Genomic DNA, 21,163 nt, shown 5'->3' on the forward strand with positions numbered 1-21,163 from the left:
CCGATTGCGCTGGTCAGGATGGCTGTCGGTTGCTGTCGGAAGTTCCGGCGGGCGGTGTGCCGCAGGGCTGCGGGGCGAGGGCAGGTCCTAGCCGTGCGGGTGCGGAGCCGACCGCGAGCGCTCCGACGGCCAGCCGCGGGTTGCGGTCCCTGGCGTGGTCGGCATCCACCGCGTTCTCTTGCAGGCGATGGCGGCGATCTCCTCCGGATCACCCAACTCAGCGAGAATGGCGACCAATTGGCCCGGTCGCTCGATGAGGTTGACCCCTATGTGCTCAGCGAGATCTTCAATCAGCTCTTCGCGCCGTCGGGCCGGCAGCGCGGACGCGGCGCGCTCGACGGAGGCCAAGTAGGGCCGTATCCGGGAATCGGTCTTCACTGCTTACCCCGAAGGTGGGGCCGGTCGAGAGCGAGGACGCGGTCGACCGCGTCGGTGAACTCCGCCCACACCGAGGAGAAATCCTCCAGTGCGGCACGGCCTTGTGGGGTCAGGGTGCAGAAGCGGCGGGGCGGGCCGTTGGGCGACTCGTTCCAGTCGGTGGTCACCAACTCCTCTCGCCGCAGCCGCGCCAGCAGCGGATACGCGGTGCCCTGGCTGGTCGCCAGGGCACCGGTCTCGGCCGGCGCCGCCAGTAGCTCCGTTCCGTAATGCGGCCCGCCGCGCAGCAGGCTCAGGACACGGTCGTCGGACCAGGCGGCAGGGCACCATGACGTGCAGACAACGGAGCTCCGTGAGTGGCAGAAGTCTTGGCGGACTACCTGCTCCAACGCCGTTCCGTTGCCCGCGTTCCCTCCGGCACGACGACCGCCGCCAACTCCCTTGCCACCAGCACGAATGCGCTGAATACCCGGCCTTGGAACAAGCTCACCCGCTGTCCCGCATCATGTAGCCGGTGTTCAGGCAGTCGATGAGATGGCGGCCGGGCCGGTCCGCCGCGGCCCCTGCGATGCCGCGTACGACCCGCGCTCGCTCCGCAGCCACGGTCCTGGTTCCGGCCGCGTCATGGGGCCGGTGGCGCCCGGCACCTCCCCGTCGTCCCCCTCACGCTCGGGGAAGACGGTGGCGTGGCCCCGGCCCGGCCGCCCCGGCCGCACCGGACCGGCGGCGGGGCGGACCGGCGCGTCAGCCGCGGTACGTCTCCAGCAGCCGCAGCCAGATCTCGCTGATGGTGGGGTAGGACGGGACCGCGTGCCACAGGCGTTCGACGGGGACCTCGCCGGCGATGGCCACCGTGGCGGAGTGCAGCAGTTCGCCGACGCCGGAGCCGACGAAGGTGGCGCCGACGAGGTGGCCGCGGTCGAGGTCGACCACCATGCGGGCCTGCCCGCGGTAGCCGTCGGCGAACAGCGCGGCCCCCGCGACGGCCCCCAGGTCGTGGTCCACGACGCGGATCCGGCGGCCCTCGCGTTCGGCGTCGGCGGCGGACAGGCCGACGGAGGCCACCTCGGGGTCGGTGAAGACCACCGCGGGCACCGCCGCCGAGTCGGCCGTCGCCGCGTGCGGACCCCACGGCCCCGGCTGGACCGCTTCGCCCTGCGCCCGGGCGGCGATGACCGCGCCGGCGATCCGGGCCTGGTACTTGCCCTGGTGGGTCAGCAGCGCGCGGTGGTTGACGTCGCCCGCCGCGTACAGCCAGCCGCCCTCGACCGCGGTCACCCGGCAGGTGTCGTCGACGGTGAGCCAGCTCCCCGGTTCCAGGCCGACGCTGTCCAGCCCCAGGTCCGCGGTCCGCGGGAAACGCCCGGTGGCGAACAGGATCTCGTCGGTGTCGAGCCGGCCGCCGTCGTCCAGCGTGAGCGTCACCGGTCCCGCCGCGTCCGCACGGCTGAGCCCGGTGACCGACACGCCGGTGCGGACCGTGACGCCGGCCTCGGTCAGCCCCTTGGCGACCAGCTCGCCCGCGAACGGCTCCAGGCGCGGCAGCAGCCCGTCGCCGCGCACCAGCAACGTCACCTCGCTGCCGAGCGCCCGCCACGCGGTGGCCATCTCGACGGCGACCACGCCGCCGCCGACCACCGCCAGCCGGCGCGGTGCCTCCTTGGCACTGACCGCCTCCCGGCTGGTCCACGGCCGGGCCTCCTCGATCCCGGGCAACGGCGGCAGCGCCGCGCCGGACCCGGTGCACACCGCGACGGCGTGCCGGGCCGTCAGCACCCGTTCGCCGCCGTCCGGTCCTGTCACCACCACCCGGCGCTCGCCGTCGAGCCGCCCGTGCCCCCTGACCAGGTCGATCCCGGCCGATTCCAGCCAGGAGACCTGGCCGTCGTCCTTCCAGTGCGACGCGAAGGCGTCCCGGCGCTCCAGCACCGCCGGCACGTCGGGCGATCCGGTCACCGCCTGCCGCGCCCCGCCCACCCGTCCGGCCTCGGCCAGCGCCACCACCGGCCGCAGCAGCGCCTTGCTCGGCATGCACGCCCAGTACGAGCACTCGCCGCCGACCAGTTCGCTCTCCACGACGACGGCCGTCAGGCCCGCCGCGTGCACCCGGTCGGCCAGGTTCTCCCCGGTCGGCCCGGCGCCGAGCACCACCACGTCGTACTCGGCCTGGTCGCCGGTCCTGTCGTCTGCCGCTGTCATGCGATCCGCCCTTCGTCACCGGTGGTCCGTGATCATCATGGCGAATCACCGGGCGTTCCGCGGCACCGCCCGCCGACACGCCCTTCCCCCGAAGGCGTTCGCCGGGCGTCGGCTGCCCCCCGGTGGCCCCTGGTGGTCCCGGTGCTCCCGTTGCTCCCGGTGGCGGCGCGGGCGCCGACCGGGGACGCGGCGCGCGGTGAGCCGTCCGACGCGGGTGCCGTACGCAGCGCGGCGGGGCGGAAAGCGGCGCACTGCCGTCCTTGGCGGTGCGGCGCGCGGCGGGGCGGGGGAACTCGGCGGTGCGGCGCGCGGCGGCGCGCGGTGCGGCGGGGCGCCGTACCGGCGTCGCGCGCCCGCCGGTATCCGCCGGACATGGCCTACCCTGAAGCGGAACAAAAGTACTGAAATCGGATGTCGCGGGATGAGGTGGCGTCGTGGCCAGGCTGGTCTCCGTGAACGTGGGGTTGCCCCAGGACGTCTCCTGGCGCGGGCGGACCGTGCGCACCGGGATCTGGAAGAGCCCGGTGCGCGGACCGCGGATGGTCCGGCGCCTCAATGTCGACGGCGACGGACAGGGCGACCTGGCCGGCCACGGCGGTGAGATGCGTGCCGTGATGGTCTACCAGCTCGACTCCTACCGGTACTGGCAGCGCGTCCTGGGCCGCGACGACTTCGTCCTGGGGCAGTTCGGTGAGAACTTCACCGTGGAGGGGCTGGCGGACGACGAGGTATGCCTCGGGGACCGCTACCGGATCGGCGACGCGGTCTTCGAGGTGACCCAGCCGCGGGTGACCTGCTACCGGGTGGGTCTGCGGATGGCCGAACCCCGGATGCCCGCCCTGCTGGTCTCGCACCGGCGCCCCGGCTTCTACTTCCGGGTCCTGACCGAGGGCGCGGTGGAGGCCGGCCAGCAGATCACGAAGATCGCCTCCGGACCCGGCCGGATGACCGTCACCGAGGTCGACGGTCTGCTGTACCTGCGCGACCACCCCCGGGACCGGATCGAACAGGCGCTGCGCGTCGACGCGCTCAGCCCCGGCTGGCAGCAGTCGTTCCGCGCCCTGCTCGACCAGGCCGGCCAGGGCCCGGGCACCTCGGGCAACGCGGGGTTGAGCCCCGGCACCGCCGCGCCCCCGCCCGCCTGGCCCGGGTTCCGCCCGCTGACCGTGACGGCGATCCGGCACGAGAGCCGCAGCATCGTGTCGCTGTGGCTGGCCGCCGCCGACGGCACCCCGCTGCCCGCCGCCGCGCCCGGCCAGTACCTGACCCTGCGGCTGGACCCCGACGACGCCGGGCCCGCGCTGGTCCGCAGCTACTCGCTGTCCGGCCGACCCGGCGCCGACCAGTACCGCGTCAGCGTCAAGCGCGAACCGCACGGCGCCGCCAGTGCCCGTATCCACACCCGGGTACGGGAGGGCGACACCCTGCGGGCCGCCGCTCCCCGCGGCTCCTTCGTGCTCGCCCCCGGCACCGGGCCGCTGGTCCTCGCCTCGGCCGGCGTGGGCGCCACCCCGGTCGTGGCCATGCTGCGGGCCGTCGCCGACAGCGCCTCCGGCCGGCCGGTGTGGTGGCTGCACGGAGCACGCGACGGCGCCGAGCACGCCTTCGCCCGCGAGGTCAGGGAACTGCTGGACCGGTTGCCGGGCAGCACCTGGCGCGTCTGCTACAGCCATCCGCGCCCGGAGGACCGGCCGGGCACCGACTACACCGACACCGGCCGCCTGTCCGGTGAACTCCTCGCCCGCGCCGGCCTGCCCACCGACGCGGACGCCTACCTGTGCGGACCCGTCGCCTTCATGGACGACCTCACCGCCGCGCTGACCGCCCACGGCCTGCCGGCCGGCCGCGTCCACCGCGAGGTCTTCGGCACGGCCGCCGCCGTCACCCCCGGCATCGCCCCCGCCACGGCCGTCCGCCCGCACCCGCCCACCGGGCGACCGGGCCCGGGGCCGGCCGTCTCCTTCGCGCGCGCCGGCCTCACCGTCCCGTGGGACCCCGGCCACGGCACGCTGCTGGAGCTGGCCGAGGCGTGCGACGTGCCGGTGCGCTGGTCGTGCCGCACGGGCGTGTGCCACACCTGCGAGACCGCCGTCCTCCAGGGCGACGTCGTCCACGACCCCGACCCCGTGGAACCGCCGGCCGCGGGCAGCGCGCTCATCTGCTGCTCGGCGCCCGCGGCGGACGTCGTCCTCGACCTGTGACAACGGGTCCGCTCGGCCGGTGATATGCCGGTATGCCGGTACGCCGGTACGCCGATACGCCAGTGCGTCAGTAGTGAATCGGTCCGAGGGTGCCGCCGCTCGCCACCACCGGGTCGCCGTTGAGCGCGACGCTGCGCGGGCTGGCGAGGAACGCGACGACGTCGGCGACCTCCTCGGCGGTGACCATGCGGCCGATCGAGATCGACGCCTCGGCGGCGCGCTGGACGTCCGTTACGTCGGTACCGCGGTTCGCGGCCATCGTGGCGAGGGTCTGCGGGGTCCGCTCGGTGCGTGTCAGGCCGGGGTGGACGACGACGACGGTCACCCCGTGCGGGCCGAGTTCGTCGGCGAGGTTCTTCGACAGCGCGGCCACCGCGACGTTCCGCACGGACCCGACGAGCGAGCCGGTCTGCCGGGCGGCGCTGCCGCTGATGTTGATGATCCGCCCCCAGCCCCGCTCCCGCATGCCCGGTGCGAAGGCGCGGGCGGTGCGCAGATACCCCTGGACCTTGACGTTGACCTCGTCGGCGAGGGTGTCCTCGGGGAAGCTCCCGGTGCTGGCGGTGGCCGCCGCGTTGACCAGGATGTCGACCCCGCCCAGCCGCCCGACGACCTCCTCGGCCATCGCGGCCACCGAGGCGTCGCTCCCGGTGTCCGCCGGTACCGCGACGACCAGCCGGCCGCTCTGCGCCGCCACCCGTCCGGCCGCCTCGTCCAGCGCCCGCGCACCGCGCGCGACGAGGGCCACGTCGGCCCCCTCGGCGGCCAGCGCCCGCCCGATCGCCAGCCCGATCCCCCTGCTCCCACCGGTCACCACGGCCCGCCGGCCGGTCAGCCCAAGATCCACGATGTGTCCTCTCGCCGCGTGCTGTCCCTTCGTCAATCGGCCCCGGCGGCGGATTGTTCCTGGCGGAGGCGGGTTGTTCCCGGGGGAGGCGACGACGGACGCGGCGATGGTGCCGCGTCCCCGATCTCGCGCGAGCGGTCGGCCGGACCGTGCCGATCACGGACGCGTTCGTCGCCGCGCTCCCACCCGCCGCCCGCCGGTCCACCGTTCCGCCGCTTCACCGTTCTGCCGCTTCACCGTTCTGCCGCTTCACCGTTCCGCCGGTCCACCGCACTGCCGCTTCACCCGTCCCGTTCCGGCGCCGGCCCCGGCGCGGGCGGGCCGTTGAAGGTGAGGCCGCCGAAGAAGTCGCGGCCCTGGAAGACCGGGCCGTGCTGGACGCCGCCGCTGATCGTGTTGTGGACGGACTCGGCGGACTGCGAGGGGGCCGCGCCGTCCAACTCCGCCAGCAGCGCCAGCAGTTGACGTCCGGCGTCCGGGTCGCGGCGCAGGAGGCGGCGCAGGCGCGGAGTCCACTCCTCCACGTAGTCGGACTCGGCCTCCTCGTCGCCGTCGTCCCGGGCGGCGACCACCCCGTCCCGCGCCCGCTGCAACTCGGCCTCGGCGGAGGGCACGTCACCGTCGCGCGCGAGCAGCCGGGCGATCCGCCGCCGCACCTGTTCCCAGCCGTCCGAGACCATCAGCCCCACCAGCGTCGACGCCCCCGACCCGGCCAGCGCCACCAACTCCGCTTCCACTCGTCCCCCTCGACCCACAGCCAGTGCCCCTACGGCGTCGTCCCACCGTAGACAGCGTGCCGGGCCCTGGGTAGTACGACCGCGGCGTGCCGCGCGACGCATGCCGGGGAACGCTCACGCCGGCACGGAGTGGTCGTCGCCGGGGGAGTTCTCCGCCTCCCACAGCCGCCGGTAGACCCGGTTGCGGCGCCGGATGAACAACGTGGCCAGCGCGGCGGCGATCAGCGAGCCGACCAGGACGGCGGCCTTGACGTGGCCGGCCTCGTCGGCGCCGGGGAAGGCGAGTTCGCCGATGAGCAGGGAGACGGTGAAGCCGACGCCGGCCAGCACGGAGACGGCGAAGACGTCGGCCCAGGCGAGGTCCGGGTTGAGGCGGGCGCGGGTGAAGCGGGCGGCCAGGTAGGTGCCGGCGAAGATGCCCAGCGTCTTGCCGGCCACCAGCCCGACCAGCACCCCCAGCGGCTCGGGAGCGGTGAAGACCGCCCGCAGCGCCGGGCCCGAGACGCTCACCCCGGCGGCGAACAGCGCGAACAGCGGCACCGCGACCCCCGCCGAGACCGGCCGCAGCAGGTGCTCGACCCGTTCGCCCGGCGACGCGGTCTCACCGGCCGCCTCGTCGCGCCGGGTGCGCAGCAGCAGCCCCATGGCGATGCCGGCGACGGTGGCGTGCACCCCGCCGTTGTAGGTCAGCGCCCAGATGACGAGCGCCAGCGGCACGTACCACCACCAGCCGCGCACCCGGAACCGCTGCATCAGGTAGAAGACGACGAGCCCGGCGGCGGCACCGCCGAGCGCGGCCGGGGCGAGGTGGCCGCTGAAGAACAGCGCGATGACGATGATCGCGCCGAGGTCGTCGACGACGGCCAGCGTGAGCAGGAACGCCCGCAGCGCGGACGGCAGATGGGTGTTCAGCACCGCGAGCACCGTCAGCGCGAAGGCGATGTCGGTCGCCATCGGCACCGCCCAGCCCGCCGTGCTGCCGCCGCCGGCCCGGGCGACGGCCACGTACAGCGCGGCGGGTACCGCCATCCCGCACACCGCCGCGATGACCGGCAGCGCTGCGGCGGCCGGAGTGCGCAGCTCGCCCAGCACCAGTTCACGCTTCAGCTCGATCCCGGCGACGAGGAAGAAGACGGTCAGCAGTCCGTCGGCCGTCCAGTGCGCCACCGACAGGTCGAGCCCGATCGCGGCGGGACCGAAGTGGTACGCGGCCACCCGGGCGTACGCGTCGCGCCAGGGGCTGTTCGCCCAGGCCAGCGCCACCACCGCGGCGGCCAGCAGGATCACGCCGCCCACCGTCTCGGCCCGCAGGGCGCGGGCCACCTCGACCCGTTCGGGCCACGGCAGCAGCTTGAGGAAGACCGAACGCCGGGGCGGGGTGCCGCGTTCCAAGACGACCTCCTGGCTGTCGGGCCGGGTCCCCGCGGACCCGCACCTCGCCGACCAGTCTTCCCGGCGCACCCCGCGTCCCGTGCCGCGGCACGTTCAGCATACGGGCGGATACCGGATGATATGGGCGGTGCGGGGGCGTGGGTGCGGAGTACCAGGAGAGCGGGTCGCGGCCGCGCTCGCCGGGCAGGTCATCGGGTCATGGGCCAGGCAGGTCATCGGGTCATGGGCTGGGCAGATCATCAGGTCACGGGCGTGACGCGGTGGGCGTTTGATGGAATGACCCGGTGCGAAGTACGGAGAACATCGGGCTGACGGTGCTGGTCCTCGGGGTCGTGGTGCTGGCCGGGGTGCTGTCGAACCGCGTCAGCGAACGCACGCGGGTGCCGGCGCCGTTCCTGTTCCTGGTGTGCGCGGCCGCCGCGTCCGACCTGGTCCCGGGGCTGCGCGCACGGGTGCCGGTGCCGCTGGTCGAGCAGGTGGTCACCGTCGCGCTGATCGTGGTGCTGTTCGACGGCGGCCTGGGCATCGGACGGCGCCGGTTCCGCGCGGCCGCGGTGCCCGTCGTCTCGCTCGGCGTGGCCGGCACCGTGCTGACGGCCGGCGCGGTCACCCTGCTGGCCCACTACGCCTGCGACCTGTCCTGGCGCACCGCCCTCGTGCTGGGCGCCGCGCTCGCGCCGACCGACCCGGCGGTGGTCTTCTCGGTGCTGGGCCGCCACGAGATCACCGGTCGCACCGGCACGGTCCTGGAGGGCGAGTCCGGCGCCAACGACCCGGTGGGCATCGCGCTGATGGTGGCCCTGCTCGGCGCCGGCGGTACGACCGGTGAGCAGATCGGCCACATCCTGGTGACGTTCGCCGAACAGCTGGCGGTCGGCGTGGCGGTGGGCGTGGCCGGCGGATACGGCCTGCTGCGGTTCATCCGGGCGGTGCCGCTGCCGGGCGCCGGCCCCCATCCGGTACGGGCGCTGGCCGGCGCGGCGGTGATCTACGGCGCCGCCTCGGTCGCGCACGGCTCCGGGTTCCTCGCGGTGCTGGTGGCGGGCGTCCTGCTCGGCGACGAGGCCGTTCCGTACCGGATGGAGATCCGGCAGGTGTGCGGTGCGCTGGCGTCCCTGGCGGAGATCGTGGTGTTCGTCGCGCTCGGCCTCACCGTCGGGCTGCGGGCGCTCGGGCGCGACGACGTGTGGCTGATCGGCCTGGTGCTCGCCGTCCTGCTGGCGTTCGTCGTACGGCCGTTGCTGGTCGGCCCGTTGCTGCTGCCGGTGCGCCTGCGCGCGGGGGAACGCGCATTCGTACTGTGGGCCGGGCTGAAGGGAGCGGTGCCGATCCTGCTGGGCGCGTTCGCCGTCACCGCGGGGGTGCCGGACGCCCATCGCGTCTACGGGATCATCTTCGTGGTCGTCGCGTTCTCCGTCCTGGTCCAGGGCGGCACCGTCGGCTGGGCGGCCCGCCGCTTCGGCGTCCCGATGCGCACCGCCGACCCGACACCGTGGACCTTCGGCGTCCGGCTGCCCCACGAACCCCGCAACACCCGCCGCCACGCGGTCGAACCGGGCTCCGACGCCGACGGCACCACCCTCGGCGACCTCGTCGGCGCCGGCGACGTCTGGGTCAGCATGGTGCTGCGCGACGGACACCTGCTGACCGCCTCCGCGGACACCGTCGTCCGCGCGGGCGACGAACTCCTGCTGGTCACCGGCGAGGAGGACGCCGGATCGGCGGGCCAGGAGCGCCTGCCGGCGTCGTGGGCCGCGCGCCGGCCGCCGGCCGGCCGCGTTCGGCGCGCGGGAACGCCGGCGGGGTGGACGTATCGCCGGCGGAGGCGGTGAACGGAGGGGTGGGGGCACCGGGGGCGTGGTGCGTCCGGGGGCGTGGTGCCTCCGGGGAAGCTCAGCCGCTCGGAGCCGTGCTCACTCCCGTCTGCATGCGCCCCCCGTCCGCAATCAGTCCTCACGTACGCAAGTGGGACGCGCCGTTCAGGTCGAGCACCGTGCCGGAGGACCAGACGGCTTGCGGTGAGGCCAGGAAGAGCACGGCGGCGGCGACCTCCTCGGGGGTGCCGACCCGGCCGAAGGGGCTCTGGTCCCGCAGGGCGTCGCCGTCCGGGCCGGCCAGCTTGCCGGACTGCCGCTCGGTGGCCACGAAACCCGGGGCCACCGACGTCACCGCGATGCCGTGCGGCGCCAGCGCGACGGCCATCGACTGCCCGAAGGCGTGCAGCGCGGCCTTGCTCGCGCCGTAGGCGGGGAAGTCCGGCTCCCCCCGGAAGGCGCCGCGGGAGCCGACGTTGACGATGCTGCCCGTCGCACCGCGGTCGATGAGATGCCGGGCGACACCGTAGGTCAGGTTCGCCGCGCCGAGCAGGTTGACGTCGATCATGCGGTGCCAGGCCCGCTGCCAGTCCGCGTAGGACACGTCGGCCACCGGGTGGCGGTTGGCGGCGGTCGGGGCGACGCCGGCGTTGTTGACCAGCACGTCGATCCCGCCCAGCTCCTGCACCGCGTCCCGCACGACGCGCTGAGCGGCCTCCGGGTCGCCGAGGTCGCCGCCGATCAGCGCGTGACCGTGGCCGGACAGCGCGCGCAGCGTCTGCTCGGCGTCCCCGCGCCGGGAGGCGTAGTGCACGGCCACCCGGTCGCCGCGTTCGGCGAACGCCACGGCGACGGCGCGACCGATCCCGCGCGAGGCTCCGGTGACCAGGACCCGCCTCACGGGGTGAAGATCTTCGACTCGTCGAGGAACGCCTTGAACTCCAGCGCGTTGCCGGCCGGGTCGTACAGGAACATCGTCCACTGCTCCGCCGGCTCGCCGGGGAAGCGCCGGTAGGGCTCGATGACGAACTCGGTGCCCGCCGCCCGCAGCCGGTCGGCGAGTTCGTGGAACTCCCCGGTCGACAGCAGCAGCCCGAAATGCGGTACGGGCACGGCATGCCCGTCGACCGAACTGGTTCCCGCCGCCGCGGGGCCGCCCGCCACGACATGCGTCACCAACTGGTGGCCGTGCAGGTCCCAGTCGACCCAGTGGCCGGTGGAACGCCCCTCGCGCAGGCCGAGGACGCCGCCGTAGAACCGGCGGGCGGCATCCAGGTCGTCGACCGGGACGGCCAGGTGGACTGCGGGGCGCGTGGTCATGGGCGTCTCCTCTGCCGGCTGGGACCCCCGATCTTGCGCCGCGCGATGTCCGGATGTCAACATTCGGACATGACCGCAGCACCGCTCCCCAAGGCCCGGCTTCGCGGGCTGGCCCAGGAGGCCGCCGACCTCGTGCGCGAGGCGATCTTCGCCGGCCACTTCCCGCCCGGCTCGCCGCTGCGCGAGGTGGAACTCGCCGCCGCGCTCGGCGTCAGCCGCGGATCGGTGCGTGAGGGACTCGCGCTGCTCGAACGCGAGGGGCTGGTCCGCAGCGTCTGGCACCGCGGCACCACCGTCGTCGACATCACCGCGCAGGACGTCGAGGAGGTCTACGCCGTGCGCGCCGCACTCGACCGGCTCGCCGCCACCAGCGCCCGACGGACCGCGTCCGAGGGGCAGTTGGCCGAGCTGGACGACCTGGTCGGCGCGATGTCGGCGGAGATCGCCGGCGAGGCGTCCGGGCCACGGCTGCTCGCGCTCGACATCGCCTTCCACGACCGGATCTACGACGCCGCCGGCAACCGCAGGCTCAGCGACGCCTGGCAGGCGGTGCGCTCCCAGGTCCACCTGTTCCAGCTGCGCCGCGTCGCCCTCGGCTACCAGCACTACCGCGCCCGCGTGGTGGACGAGCACCGCGAACTGGCGGCACTCCTGCGCTCCGGCGATCCCGCGACGCTGGCCCGGCGCGCCGAGGAACACGTCCACTCCGCCTGCCGCAGCCTGCTCGCCGGACTGGGCGGCTGACGGGGCCGGGCTTCCGGGGGAACGTGACGGGGCCGGACCTCCTGCGTGAGCCCGGTACGCAGGCGTACCCCGGCCGTGCACACCGGCGGCATCGGCACCGGCATCGGTACGGGCTCCGGGTGTCGCGGTCCGCGTGACCGCGGGGTGGTCAGCCCTCCCGGGCGGCGAAGGGGCCGTTGTCGCCGAACACGAGCCGCGCGAAGTTCTCGCCGATGCGGCGGTGGCCTGCGGGATCGGGGTGTACCTCGTCGGGCAGCGGGAACGCGGCGTAGTCCGCTTCGCCGTAGAGGTTACGGCCGTCGAGGTAGTGCAGGTTCGGGTCGTCAGCCGCCCGCAGTTCGACGATCCGGGCGAGTTCGTCGCGGATGATGTTGAGTGTCAGGCGCCCGGTGGCGCGTTCGGCCGGATCGCCGGTGGCCTTGAACCGCAGGGTCCCGCCGTCGAAGTCGGGCGCGAGGGGGCCGGGGGTGTCCTCCTGGACCGGACACAGGATCGGGGACACCACCAACAGCGGGGTGGTCGGGTGTCCCTCGCGGACGGTGTCGAGGAAGCCGTGAACCGCGGGGATGAAGGCACGCAGGCGCATCACGTCGGCGTTGACGATGTTGATGCCGATCTTGACACTGATCAGGTCCGCGGGTGTCTCCCGCATCGCACGTGCGGTGAACGGGTCGAGCAGCGCGCTGCCGCCGAACCCCAGATTGACCAGCTCCACGCCGCCCCGGGCCGCGGACAGGGCAGGCCAGATGGCGGTCGGGTGGGCGGCGTTCGAGCCGTGGCTGATGGAACTGCCGTGGTGCAGCCACACCCTGCGCCCGCTGTCCGGAGCCGGCTCGACCGGGGCATCGGTGCGCAGAGCGATCAGCTCGGTGATCTCCGTGTGCGGAAGCCAGATCTCGACGTCCTTGTCACCCGCCGGCAGACCGGTGAACCGGGCGGTGCCGGCGGGCCCCTCCCGCAGTTCGGTGGACTGGGTGACCATGTCGGTGACCGTGCAGACGTTACCGCCGGCCACCGTGGCCCGGGCAGCGAGACGGCCATCGACCAGCAGGTCGTACACGCCGTCCGCCGGGGCCGGGAAACCTTGGTAGACCCGCTTGGTGGGCAGCGTGTCCAGTTCGATGGTCGTGGCCCGGGTACGGAATGCCAGGCGCACGCCGGAGGGCTGGGCCTCCGCCACGGCCAGCCGGTCGTCGGGGATCTGCCGGCGCAGCCGCGCGGGCAGCCGATGCGGCAGCAGGCCGCGCCCGGTCGGTTCCAGGTCGAGGAAACCGCGCAGGATGTCCGCGGTGACCGGTGTGGTGATCCAGTCGTGCTCAGTGTTCATTGTTCAACCTGTTGGTCACGTTATCGGGGGTGTTGTGCGGGCGTGCCGGTTCCGCAGAAGCGCGTCGAGGGAATCCAGGACCCAGACCCAGGACTCCTGCGAGTCGATGGCGGTGTGGCTGAAGCCGCCGGCCGTCTCCAGGCTGACGTAGCCGTGGAAGACGCTGCCCAGCATCCGGACCGCGTGTGTCTGGTCCGGTTCCGTCAGGTCGTAGCCACGCAGGATCGCCCGCGTCATCTGTGCGTGCCGCACGCCGGCGCTGGCGGCCGCCGTCGCGGGGTCGAGCCTGAGCCGGGCGGCGGCATAGCGGCCGGGGTGCTCGCGGGCGTAGTCGCGGTAGGCGTTCGCGAAGGCGGCCAGGGCGTCCCGGCCCGCGCGTCCGGCCAGGGCGGCGGCGACCCGGTCGGCGAGTTCGTCCAGTGCGAACAGGGCGATCCTGATCCTGAGGTCCTGGGAGCTCTTCAGGTGCGAGTACAGACTCGCGACCTTGACGTCGAACTGCCGGGCGAGCGCCGAGACGGTCACCTGGTCGAAGCCGACCTCGTCGGCCAGTTCCGCTCCCGCCCGGGTCAGCCGCTCCGGGGTCAGTCCCGCTCGAACCATAGCCTTCCTTCCATATGACGAACACCATTATGCTCTTGCCTAACACCTTTAGGCAAATGAGCCTGCCGTTCATGCGGCCGCTGCACCGTTGTCGCAGCGAAGCGCCGGTCCGACGGACCGGCGTGTCGGGCCGGAGGAGCGTTGCTGTTCGCTGAAACCGTTGATTGGTCGTTGACTTCGACAATCGTCCCCCGCGACCTGGCCGAGCGGCCCTGGGACGACCTGGACTTCCTCGGCCGGCGGGTCCCCGGGCCCCCACCGGGCCCACCTCGCCACGGAGCTGGACGGCCGCCCGGTGGCGCTGGCGCTGCCCCGCTGCCGCTTCCTGGCAGGCGCGGCGCAGCAGGTGCCCGCTGTGCACGGCCACCCCCACCGGAGGCGTCTCGCTCATGGTTGCCGCGAGGGCGGGCAGGGCAGCGGAACCCCTACATGTGCAGCGACCTCGCCTGCCCGCCGTACGTGCGGGGCAAGGGGGAGGCGGGCGTCGGCGCGCGGCTCCACGAGTCGCTCACCTTGGGGAGAAGATCCAGCGGACCGTCGCCGACCTCGCCGCGTTCATCACCGAGGTCACCGCCTGACGCGACCGGCGGCCCGGCCGCCCGACGCGGGAGGACGCTCGCGGCGCTCCGCCCCGGCGGCCCGCCTGCCGTCGCGGGCCTGGACCTTCCCGTTGAACCGGACAGTTCCCCTCACGCCTGTCGGGGCGGTTCTCCGCCAGGGTGCGGCGAGCCTTCGCGGTGCGAGCGTGGACGCGGTCGATCTGAAGCCGGCTTCCGGGGCTTCGGAAAGTGGCGGACGCAGGGGGCGCCTCGCAGCCGGCGACGTGGCGCCAGGGCGTCAGCGATCGGGGACGCCCTGGCGCCTGGCGCGCTCCGGTGGGCAGCGGCATCCGCCGCACCCGGGTTCCGGCACCGCCTGTTCCGGCAGGATCCCGCCCAGTGGGAACGGCTGACCGGCGCCGCCGGGGCCGCCCGAGGAGAACGGGCGTGCGCACGACCCGTGTGCCGTCCGTACGGCTTCACCGGCGGGCTTCGTCACCACCTGCGGAATTCTGCTCGTCCGCATACCGAAACCACGTACTCCACCAGGCGGCGGGCGGTCGGGCCGCCCTCGTCAACGTCTTTGAGCAACGGTGAATCCCGGTTATGAATTCATGCCTCAATATGCCATTCAACCGCAGCCGGGTATCTGCCACCAGGGTGTGATGCACCCCCTCGAAAATCCGGGCCGTTCGGTACGATGAGTGCTTCGCTCGTGCGGTTCCGAGGGGGCGCGTGAGGGGTGCGCCGATGTGACGGGAGGCGAACCGCTCGCAAAAGGACTGAGGGCCACGGAGAGGTCGATCGAGGCACGTCCGAGGTCCGTTCGGCAAGACGGCGTGAGCGAGCCGTGCGACAGTGGCGGCTGCGAAGTCAAAAGGCATGATAAACAGCGCGATTAGTCTCCCGCTCATAGTCACGGCGTACCGGGGCGGTTCTCAACCGCCCCGGTACGCCGTGCTGCCTTTTGTCAAAAATTCTTCGCGCGGTGGCATTGGTATCGGTTCTTCCTCGCGGCGGCCGGGACACGTGAAAATATCGACGCTTCGTCAACCGGGTGTTACGAAACCCGGATATTCGGCGGCCATGATTGATGGCAGACGCCCGGCGGGGAAAAGAGCCGTCGGGCATTCGAAAGGAACACCTATGCGCACACTGATGACCGCGATGGCCGCCGCTTCCGTCGTGGTGCTCGCCGGAGCCGGGGTCGCCACCGCGGCCGCGCCCGCGGCCCACGTGACCGCGGCCAAGACCTCGCCCTGCCAGCCGGGCACCCTCGCGGCGCACACGGTGGGCGATCAGTACGAGACGAGCACCTTCGGGACGCTGCTCCAGGTCACCAACCACGGCACCCGGAGCTGCACCGTCAGCGGTTACGCCGGCCTGGGCCTGGAGGGCGCCGGGCACAAGGCGGTCAAGATGACCGTTAAGCACGGCAGCACGGAGTTCACCCACAACTCCGGTACCCGCGCCATCACCTTGAAGCCGGGCGCCAGCGCCTGGGCCGACCTGGCGTGGACCAACACGGGCGACGACTCGGCGAACGCCAAGTACCTGCAGATCTCGCCCAGCGGGAGCAACAGCCACAGCACCGTCGCCTTCTCCCACCTCATCGACAACGGCGCCCTGACCGAGACCGCCTGGTCCACCAGCAAGCCGACGATCGCCGGCTGACCCTCCGGGTACTCCGGCTCACCCACCTGGCACTCCAGGTGGCCGCGCCCCGGCAGCCGCCGGGGCGCGGGCCCGGAGCCGAACGGGAAGCAGCGGACCCGCAGAAGATCCCGGCGCCCCCGCGATCCCGCGCGCCGTGGCCGCGCCCTCGTGGCGGCGGCTCGAGCCCGTGGTGAACGTGCGAGTCCCGTGGCGGAGACCCGAATCCTGTGGCCGGCCGCACCTTTGGCAGAGCCACATCGCCCGAAGCCCGTGGCGTCGTTTTGCAACCCGTCGCGGTCCGGTGGTGTCTTGTCACATGAGTCAGCAGACTCGTTGACCGCCTCCGCCGCGGCGGCCGGATCGCGGTCGCCACGGCGCCTGTTCACCGGAGACTTCATGCGCTATCGCACCACCGCGGCCATCGCGGTCGTGTCGGGGGCCCTGGCCCTGACCACAGCCGCCATACCGGCCGCGCAGGCCACCGGCCCGGCCCACCCGGCGGCACCGGCCGGGTCCCGGTCGCCCGCCACCACGTCCGGCCGGCTCGCGCCCGCCGTCAACACCACCAACACCATGGACGTCACGTTCTCGAACGTGGACATCGACAAGGGCGCGGCGTATGTCGCCGCCGGTACCACCAACACCGTGCCGGTGCCGTACACGTACACGCTCACCGCCACCGGCGTGGACCCCACGAAGGACTTCAGCACCAGCCTGGACCTCTACCGCGGTGCCGTCGCCAGCCCGGACAACCTGCTCAGCGGCAACCATGCCGGCTGCGAGCACGCCTCGACCACGACCGGTGCCGGGGGTGCCACCACGGTCACCGAGACGTGCTCCGGCACGGTCGACATCCACCCCGACGACCTGGCCACCGCGGACGCCGGAGCGACCTGGAAGGGCGTCGCCTACGCCTTCGACAGCGCCACCTCCGGCTGGGCCCAGCACGGCACCTGGCCCGCGCCCACCATCAAGCGCTGGGGAACGCTGACCGACGACGCCAACCCGGAGCCGGTCACCAAGGGCGACGACGTCACCGTGACCGGCACCCTGAGCCGTGCGAGCTGGGACACCCACAAGTACTGGGGCTACGCCGGCGAACCGGTCAAGCTCCAGTTCCGCCCGGCGACCAGCAGCACCTACACCACGCTGAAGACGGTCACCACGAACAGCGACGGCGAGGTGACGGCCTCCTCCCCGGCCACCGTCGACGGTTACTGGCGCCTCAGCTTCGCCGGTTCCACCACCACGGTCCCGTCCACTCCGACGGGCGACTACGTCGACGTGCGCTGACTTCTCCCGCCGCGCTCAGCCCCCGACCCGTGCCGTCGTCAACCCCGAGCCCGTACCGTCGTCAACCCCGAAACCCGTACCGCGATCAGGCCTTGACCCGGCGGTCGGTCAGGAAGAACGTCAGGACCGACACCACCAGGTAGACCGGGAAGCCCACCGTGTACAGCACGGCCTCCGCACTGTCCTTGCGGGCGAGCCGGGCGATGGTGGTCACCACGGCGAAGTAGGCGGCGCCGGCCAGCAGGGTCCCGGCCACCGCCGCGACGTCCCACCACACCGGCCGGGCGCCGCCGGGGACGCCCGGGCCTGGTACGTGACGGGCCGCCAGCCACAGGCCCGCGTAACACCCGGCGCACGCCAGCGCGTAAGGCGCCCTGCGCAGCAGGTGGTTGAGGCGCCCGGCGCCGACCGCGACCACGAGCAGCAGGCCCGACGCCATGTCGACCAGATCGCCCAGCACCGGAACCGCCACGGCCAGCCCCGCCATGACCGGCGGCACCAGCACCGCGGCCACCGCGCGCCGGGCGACATCGTGCAGGATGACCGGCGCCGGCAGCACACCCAGCACCGCGAACAGCAGCACGGCGTCGACCCGGTGCCACAACGACAGCGCCAGGCAGCAGGCGAAGGCGGCCACCAGGCCGACGGCGAGCACGAGGCGTCCGTTTCCGCGCATCCGCCCTCCCACGCCGTCGCCCGAACCGGGTAAGCGACCGTAGTCCTGCCGCCCGCCCGGGACAAGGGCGCCTGACCACGCGGCGTCGCCGGTCCGCGCGACGCGAGCCGGGGGCGTGAGGTCCGAACGGGCAGCGGTGGCAGCGGTCGTGCCGGAACGTCAGGCGGCCGCGCAGCTGGACGGCGGCGGCGTCTCGGCCCGCGCCGCCCGTCTCACCCCTGCCTGCCGACCGCTCCGCCGACCGGTCATTCCGCCTGCCGGCCGCCCCGCCGGTCACCCCGCCTGCCGGTCGTCCCGCGAACCGGTCACCCATGGCGCCGCCACCCCCACGGTCCCGTTGCCCTCGCGGCCCCGCCGCGCCCCCGGCACCCCCGCGCCCTCGCCCCCGCGCTCCCGTCACCCCTGCGCCGTCGGGCGGACCACGATCTCGTTCACGTCGACGTCGGCGGGCTGCTCGACCGCGAAGGCGATGGCGCGGGCGATCGCGTCGGGTGCGATGGCGAACTTCTCCTTGGACGCGGTGAGCCGGGCGCGTACCGCTGCGTCGGGCACCGAGTCGGTGAAGCCCGTTCGGATGAATCCGGGGGAGACGATCGACACGCGGACCGAGTCGCCGGCCTCTTGGCGCAGGCCCTCGGACAGGGCGCGTACCGCGACCTTGGTGGCGGAGTACACCGACTGGTCCGGCACCGTCCGGTACGCCGCGGTGGAGGCGACGTTGACGAACTGCCCGTACCCCTGCTGGCGGAAGACCGGAAGCGCCGCCGCGATGCCGTACAGCACCCCCTTGAGGTTGACGTCGATCATCGCGTCCCAGTCGTCGACGCGCAGGTCGTCGAGGGCGGAGACCGGTCCGATGCCGGCGTTGGCGACCAGGACGTCGAGCCGGCCGAAGCGTTCGCGGGCCAGTGCGACCAGGCCGGCCAGGTCCTCGCGCCGGGTGACGTCGGTGGGCGTGTGGGCGGCCTCGCCGCCGGCGGCCGTGATGCGGGCGGCCAGCGCCGCCAGCCGTTCCGGCCGGCGCGATCCGAGGACGACCTTGGCGCCCCGTTCGGCCAGCAGCAGGGCTGTCGCCTCGCCGATGCCGCTGCCGGCGCCCGTGATGGCGATGACCTTGCCCTTGATCCCTGTCATGTCGCTGTCCTCTCCGGACGCGGTGGACGCGGTCGCGCGCCCCGGGCCGCGTCTGCCACCTGCCGTAACAGCACATTGGCGGTGCCGCGGCAACCTGGCGTAGCATCGAAACGGACGGATGTCCGTTACTCCTGACGACGGTAGCGGACATGTGTCCGCTTGGCAACGGACGACGACCGAGGGGTGCTCATGCCGGAACGCCGAGAAGCGGGGGAGAGCCGCCGGGCCATGCGCTCCGACGCGGAGCAGAACCGCGCCCGCATCCTGGACGCCGCCCGCGCGGCGCTGGACGCCTCCGGCGACGCGTCGATGCAGTCGGTCGCGAAGCTGGCCGGCATCGGACAGGGCACCCTCTACCGGCACTTCCCGAACCGGGAGGCCCTGGTGCTCGCGGTGCACCGGCACGACGTCGGCGAACTGGTCGACGCCGCCCCCGCGTTGCTGGCCGCGCATCCGCCGCTCGAAGCGCTGCGCCGGTGGTTCGACCGGCTGGCCGCGTACGGACGGATCAAGCACGGCCTGGCCGGCGCGCTGCACACCGTCACCAGGGCCCAGCTGGGCGACGAGGGCTACGGTCCCGTGGTGGCGGCGATCGCACTCCTGCTGGACGCGGGCCGGGCCGAGGGATCGATCCGGCCGGACGTCGACGCCGAGGAGGTGCTGCTCCTGGTGGGCTTCCTGTGGCGCATCGACCTCGACGCCGACTGGGAGGCGCGGTCGGGGCATCTGCTCACGCTGGTGATGGACGGCCTGCGCGGCGGACCGGGGCGGCCCTCCCCGGGATCCGGCGGTGCGGAGTAGCGGTCGGCTTACTCCGTGCGGCGGGTGGCCGCGTGCCGGGGGCGCCGCGTGGCCGGTCCCGGCGGCGGACCGCGCCCCGGCGAACGCCCGAGTCGCCGCACCGGCGCACCGCCGAACCGCCGAACCGCCGAACCGCCGAACCGGCGAACCGGCGGACCGGCGGCCGCCGCGTCGCGCCGCCGCCCGCGCGAGACGCTCCGCGCGGGCGGGTGGGCGTACCGGGGCCGGTCGCGGCCGCGGTGACGGCTCGCTACTGCACGACGAGCGTGCGCTGCTGGACGCCCCAGTCGTCGGCCTCGGTGCCGGGGAGCCAGACGTCGACGATGTCGTCCTTGATCCAGCTGCCGATGTCGGCGGCGTAGCAGTACCCGTAGCCGGGGACGTAGAAGCGGGTGCCCCAGGGGATGTTGCGGGCGTCGACGGCGCAGAATCCGGGGCCGGCGTTGTAGCCGAGCGCGGTCTGGCCGGTGTCGTTGTAGGAGGTCACCTTGTACGTGAAGGTGGTTCCGGCCGGGATCGACCAGGCGGCGAGCTGGTCGTCGGCGCCGACCCGGTAGGCCGTGGAGATCTGTCCGATGCTGCTCGCCGAGCCGGAGGTGTCGGACATCGCGTAGATCTGGTAGTTGGCGTCCTCGCACGGCGCGGAGTCGGTGACGGTGAAGCTCGGCTGCCCCCAGTCGTCGATCCACTGCAACGCCTGGCCGTTGCGGAAGGCCCGGTAGGCCACCGCGCCCGGCACCCGGTCGAACGTGAACGTCACCGTGCCGTCCGCGTTGAGCCCGCCGGACACGCCGCCGGGCGCGGCCAGCCTGCCGCTGACGTCGACGGCGCCGATCTCCGGGCTCGGCCCCACCCCCGGCGACAGCGGGCGGTCGGGGATCGGGCCGGTGTAGAAGTGCTGGCACGCCGGCAGCGCGGCGGGGGCGACGGGCGCGGCGGACGCGTGCGGCTGAAGGGCGACGGTGGCGGCCAGCACGGTCGCGAACACCGCTGCGATGGATCCGGTCCTTCGGGAGTTACCCATGGGGCGGTCACCTCTGTGAGCCGATCCGGACGGAGGCGGGGCATGGCGCGGATGGTCCTGCGACGCTGTCCGTGCGCCCGGTCGTGCGAGCCGCACGGGAACGGGCCCGACGGGCCCGCGCCGAGGATATTGGCGTGGACCAGCACCGGTCAATGGGTCTAGACCTTTTTGGGGCGCGTGGTGTTGACGCGGCCTGCCGTGCGTCTGCCGTGCGTCCCGGCCGCGGGTTCGCAGCGGGGCCATGCCGCTGTTTTGCTGGGCCGCGGTATGCGGTGCTGCCGCATGGCTGCGTGTCTGCTGATGCTCAACTCAGGCTGTGCAGACGGGGATTCGGTGCCGGGGTTCGCCGTCCGCGGCACCGCCGTATGCAGTGCCGCCGCATGCCTGCGTGCCTGCTGACGCCTCCCGGCGTTCAACGCGGCGTGCGTAGGCGGGAGTTCAGCGCCGGTGTTCACCGTCCGCCGCGCCGCCTTACGTG

19 protein-coding genes and 1 pseudogene are annotated in these 21,163 nt (G+C 73.6%); 7 read left to right on the forward strand and 13 right to left on the reverse strand.

Annotation, left to right across the window (positions count from 1 at the left end):
- Positions 1-87: 87 nt before the first annotated feature.
- From POF43_RS35100 to POF43_RS05320, 3 genes are all read right to left on the reverse strand, one after another.
- Positions 88-378 carry an HAAS signaling domain-containing protein gene (locus POF43_RS35100; protein ID WP_372515846.1) on the reverse strand — a complete coding sequence of 97 codons (291 nt, stop codon included), beginning with the start codon at positions 376-378 and terminating at the stop codon, positions 88-90.
- Positions 375-674: a PadR family transcriptional regulator gene (locus tag POF43_RS05315; RefSeq protein ID WP_271322149.1), complete on the reverse strand. Its 300-nt coding sequence runs from the start codon at positions 672-674 to the stop codon at positions 375-377. Before POF43_RS05315 ends, POF43_RS35100 begins: the two co-directional genes overlap by 4 nt.
- A gap of 448 nt (positions 675-1,122) precedes the next feature.
- A complete protein-coding gene (locus POF43_RS05320) occupies positions 1,123-2,577 on the reverse strand; it encodes a dihydrolipoyl dehydrogenase family protein (protein ID WP_271322137.1) in 1,455 nt (484 codons plus the stop codon).
- Between the two features lie 434 nt (positions 2,578-3,011).
- Between POF43_RS05320 and POF43_RS05325 the strand changes: the two genes are divergently transcribed.
- Entirely contained in the window at positions 3,012-4,778 is a 1,767-nt protein-coding gene (locus POF43_RS05325) for an MOSC domain-containing protein (protein ID WP_271322136.1), read from the forward strand.
- Between the two features lie 67 nt (positions 4,779-4,845).
- On the opposite strand, the gene POF43_RS05330 is transcribed toward POF43_RS05325, so the two are convergent.
- The 3 genes from POF43_RS05330 to nhaA all read right to left on the reverse strand — a co-directional run bounded on the left by POF43_RS05330 (position 4,846) and on the right by nhaA (position 7,754).
- Positions 4,846-5,625 (reverse strand): SDR family NAD(P)-dependent oxidoreductase, encoded by a 780-nt coding sequence (locus POF43_RS05330; RefSeq protein WP_271322135.1) that lies wholly within the window; start codon positions 5,623-5,625, stop codon positions 4,846-4,848.
- A gap of 281 nt (positions 5,626-5,906) precedes the next feature.
- Complete coding sequence (locus POF43_RS05335; protein WP_271322134.1) at positions 5,907-6,362, reverse strand: hypothetical protein; 456 nt, start codon at positions 6,360-6,362, stop codon at positions 5,907-5,909.
- Between the two features lie 114 nt (positions 6,363-6,476).
- Entirely contained in the window at positions 6,477-7,754 is a 1,278-nt protein-coding gene (gene nhaA, locus POF43_RS05340; RefSeq protein WP_271322133.1) for a Na+/H+ antiporter NhaA, read from the reverse strand.
- 284 nt (positions 7,755-8,038) lie between these two features.
- On the opposite strand from nhaA, the gene POF43_RS05345 reads away from it, so the two are divergent.
- Complete coding sequence (locus POF43_RS05345; protein ID WP_282704432.1) at positions 8,039-9,586, forward strand: cation:proton antiporter domain-containing protein; 1,548 nt, start codon at positions 8,039-8,041, stop codon at positions 9,584-9,586.
- 121 nt (positions 9,587-9,707) lie between these two features.
- On the opposite strand, the gene POF43_RS05350 is transcribed toward POF43_RS05345, so the two are convergent.
- Complete coding sequence (locus POF43_RS05350) at positions 9,708-10,469, reverse strand: SDR family NAD(P)-dependent oxidoreductase (RefSeq protein ID WP_271324232.1); 762 nt, start codon at positions 10,467-10,469, stop codon at positions 9,708-9,710.
- The gene (locus tag POF43_RS05355; protein ID WP_271313903.1) at positions 10,466-10,888 is read right to left on the reverse strand and encodes a VOC family protein; all 423 of its coding nucleotides are present in this window, start codon (positions 10,886-10,888) and stop codon (positions 10,466-10,468) included. Before POF43_RS05355 ends, POF43_RS05350 begins: the two co-directional genes overlap by 4 nt.
- 69 nt (positions 10,889-10,957) lie before the next feature.
- Between POF43_RS05355 and POF43_RS05360 the strand changes: the two genes are divergently transcribed.
- Complete coding sequence (locus POF43_RS05360; RefSeq protein WP_271313902.1) at positions 10,958-11,632, forward strand: GntR family transcriptional regulator; 675 nt, start codon at positions 10,958-10,960, stop codon at positions 11,630-11,632.
- A gap of 148 nt (positions 11,633-11,780) precedes the next feature.
- On the opposite strand, the gene POF43_RS05365 is transcribed toward POF43_RS05360, so the two are convergent.
- Positions 11,781-12,959 (reverse strand): GDSL-type esterase/lipase family protein, encoded by a 1,179-nt coding sequence (locus POF43_RS05365; RefSeq protein ID WP_271324231.1) that lies wholly within the window; start codon positions 12,957-12,959, stop codon positions 11,781-11,783.
- Positions 12,960-12,974: 15 nt separating this feature from the next.
- On the reverse strand, positions 12,975-13,562 hold the full coding sequence (locus tag POF43_RS05370) for a TetR/AcrR family transcriptional regulator (protein WP_271324230.1): 588 nt from the start codon (positions 13,560-13,562) through the stop codon (positions 12,975-12,977).
- A 186-nt stretch (positions 13,563-13,748) separates the two neighbouring features.
- On the opposite strand from POF43_RS05370, the pseudogene POF43_RS05375 reads away from it, so the two are divergent.
- The 3 genes and pseudogenes from POF43_RS05375 to POF43_RS05385 all read left to right on the forward strand — a co-directional run.
- Positions 13,749-14,140, forward strand: a pseudogene (locus POF43_RS05375) (FBP domain-containing protein); the annotation flags it as partial.
- Positions 14,141-15,247: 1,107 nt separating this feature from the next.
- Positions 15,248-15,775, forward strand: a complete 528-nt coding sequence (locus POF43_RS05380; protein WP_271324229.1) for a DUF4232 domain-containing protein — start codon at positions 15,248-15,250, stop codon at positions 15,773-15,775.
- Positions 15,776-16,153: 378 nt separating this feature from the next.
- Positions 16,154-17,050 carry a hypothetical protein gene (locus POF43_RS05385; RefSeq protein WP_271324228.1) on the forward strand — a complete coding sequence of 299 codons (897 nt, stop codon included), beginning with the start codon at positions 16,154-16,156 and terminating at the stop codon, positions 17,048-17,050.
- A gap of 85 nt (positions 17,051-17,135) precedes the next feature.
- Here the strand turns inward: POF43_RS05385 and POF43_RS05390 are convergent, their stop codons facing one another.
- Complete coding sequence (locus POF43_RS05390) at positions 17,136-17,726, reverse strand: hypothetical protein (RefSeq protein ID WP_271324227.1); 591 nt, start codon at positions 17,724-17,726, stop codon at positions 17,136-17,138.
- 396 nt (positions 17,727-18,122) lie between these two features.
- Positions 18,123-18,860: an SDR family oxidoreductase gene (locus POF43_RS05395; protein ID WP_271323793.1), complete on the reverse strand. Its 738-nt coding sequence runs from the start codon at positions 18,858-18,860 to the stop codon at positions 18,123-18,125.
- A gap of 189 nt (positions 18,861-19,049) precedes the next feature.
- Here POF43_RS05395 and POF43_RS05400 point away from each other — a divergent pair, with 189 nt between their 5' ends.
- A complete protein-coding gene (locus POF43_RS05400; RefSeq protein ID WP_271323792.1) occupies positions 19,050-19,661 on the forward strand; it encodes a TetR/AcrR family transcriptional regulator in 612 nt (203 codons plus the stop codon).
- Positions 19,662-19,911: 250 nt separating this feature from the next.
- On the opposite strand, the gene POF43_RS05405 is transcribed toward POF43_RS05400, so the two are convergent.
- Positions 19,912-20,685: a 3D domain-containing protein gene (locus tag POF43_RS05405; RefSeq protein WP_271315235.1), complete on the reverse strand. Its 774-nt coding sequence runs from the start codon at positions 20,683-20,685 to the stop codon at positions 19,912-19,914.
- Positions 20,686-21,163 lie beyond the last annotated feature (478 nt).

The sequence above is a fragment of the Streptantibioticus silvisoli genome (assembly GCF_027947535.2).
Taxonomy (GTDB): domain Bacteria; phylum Actinomycetota; class Actinomycetes; order Streptomycetales; family Streptomycetaceae; genus Streptantibioticus_C; species Streptantibioticus_C silvisoli.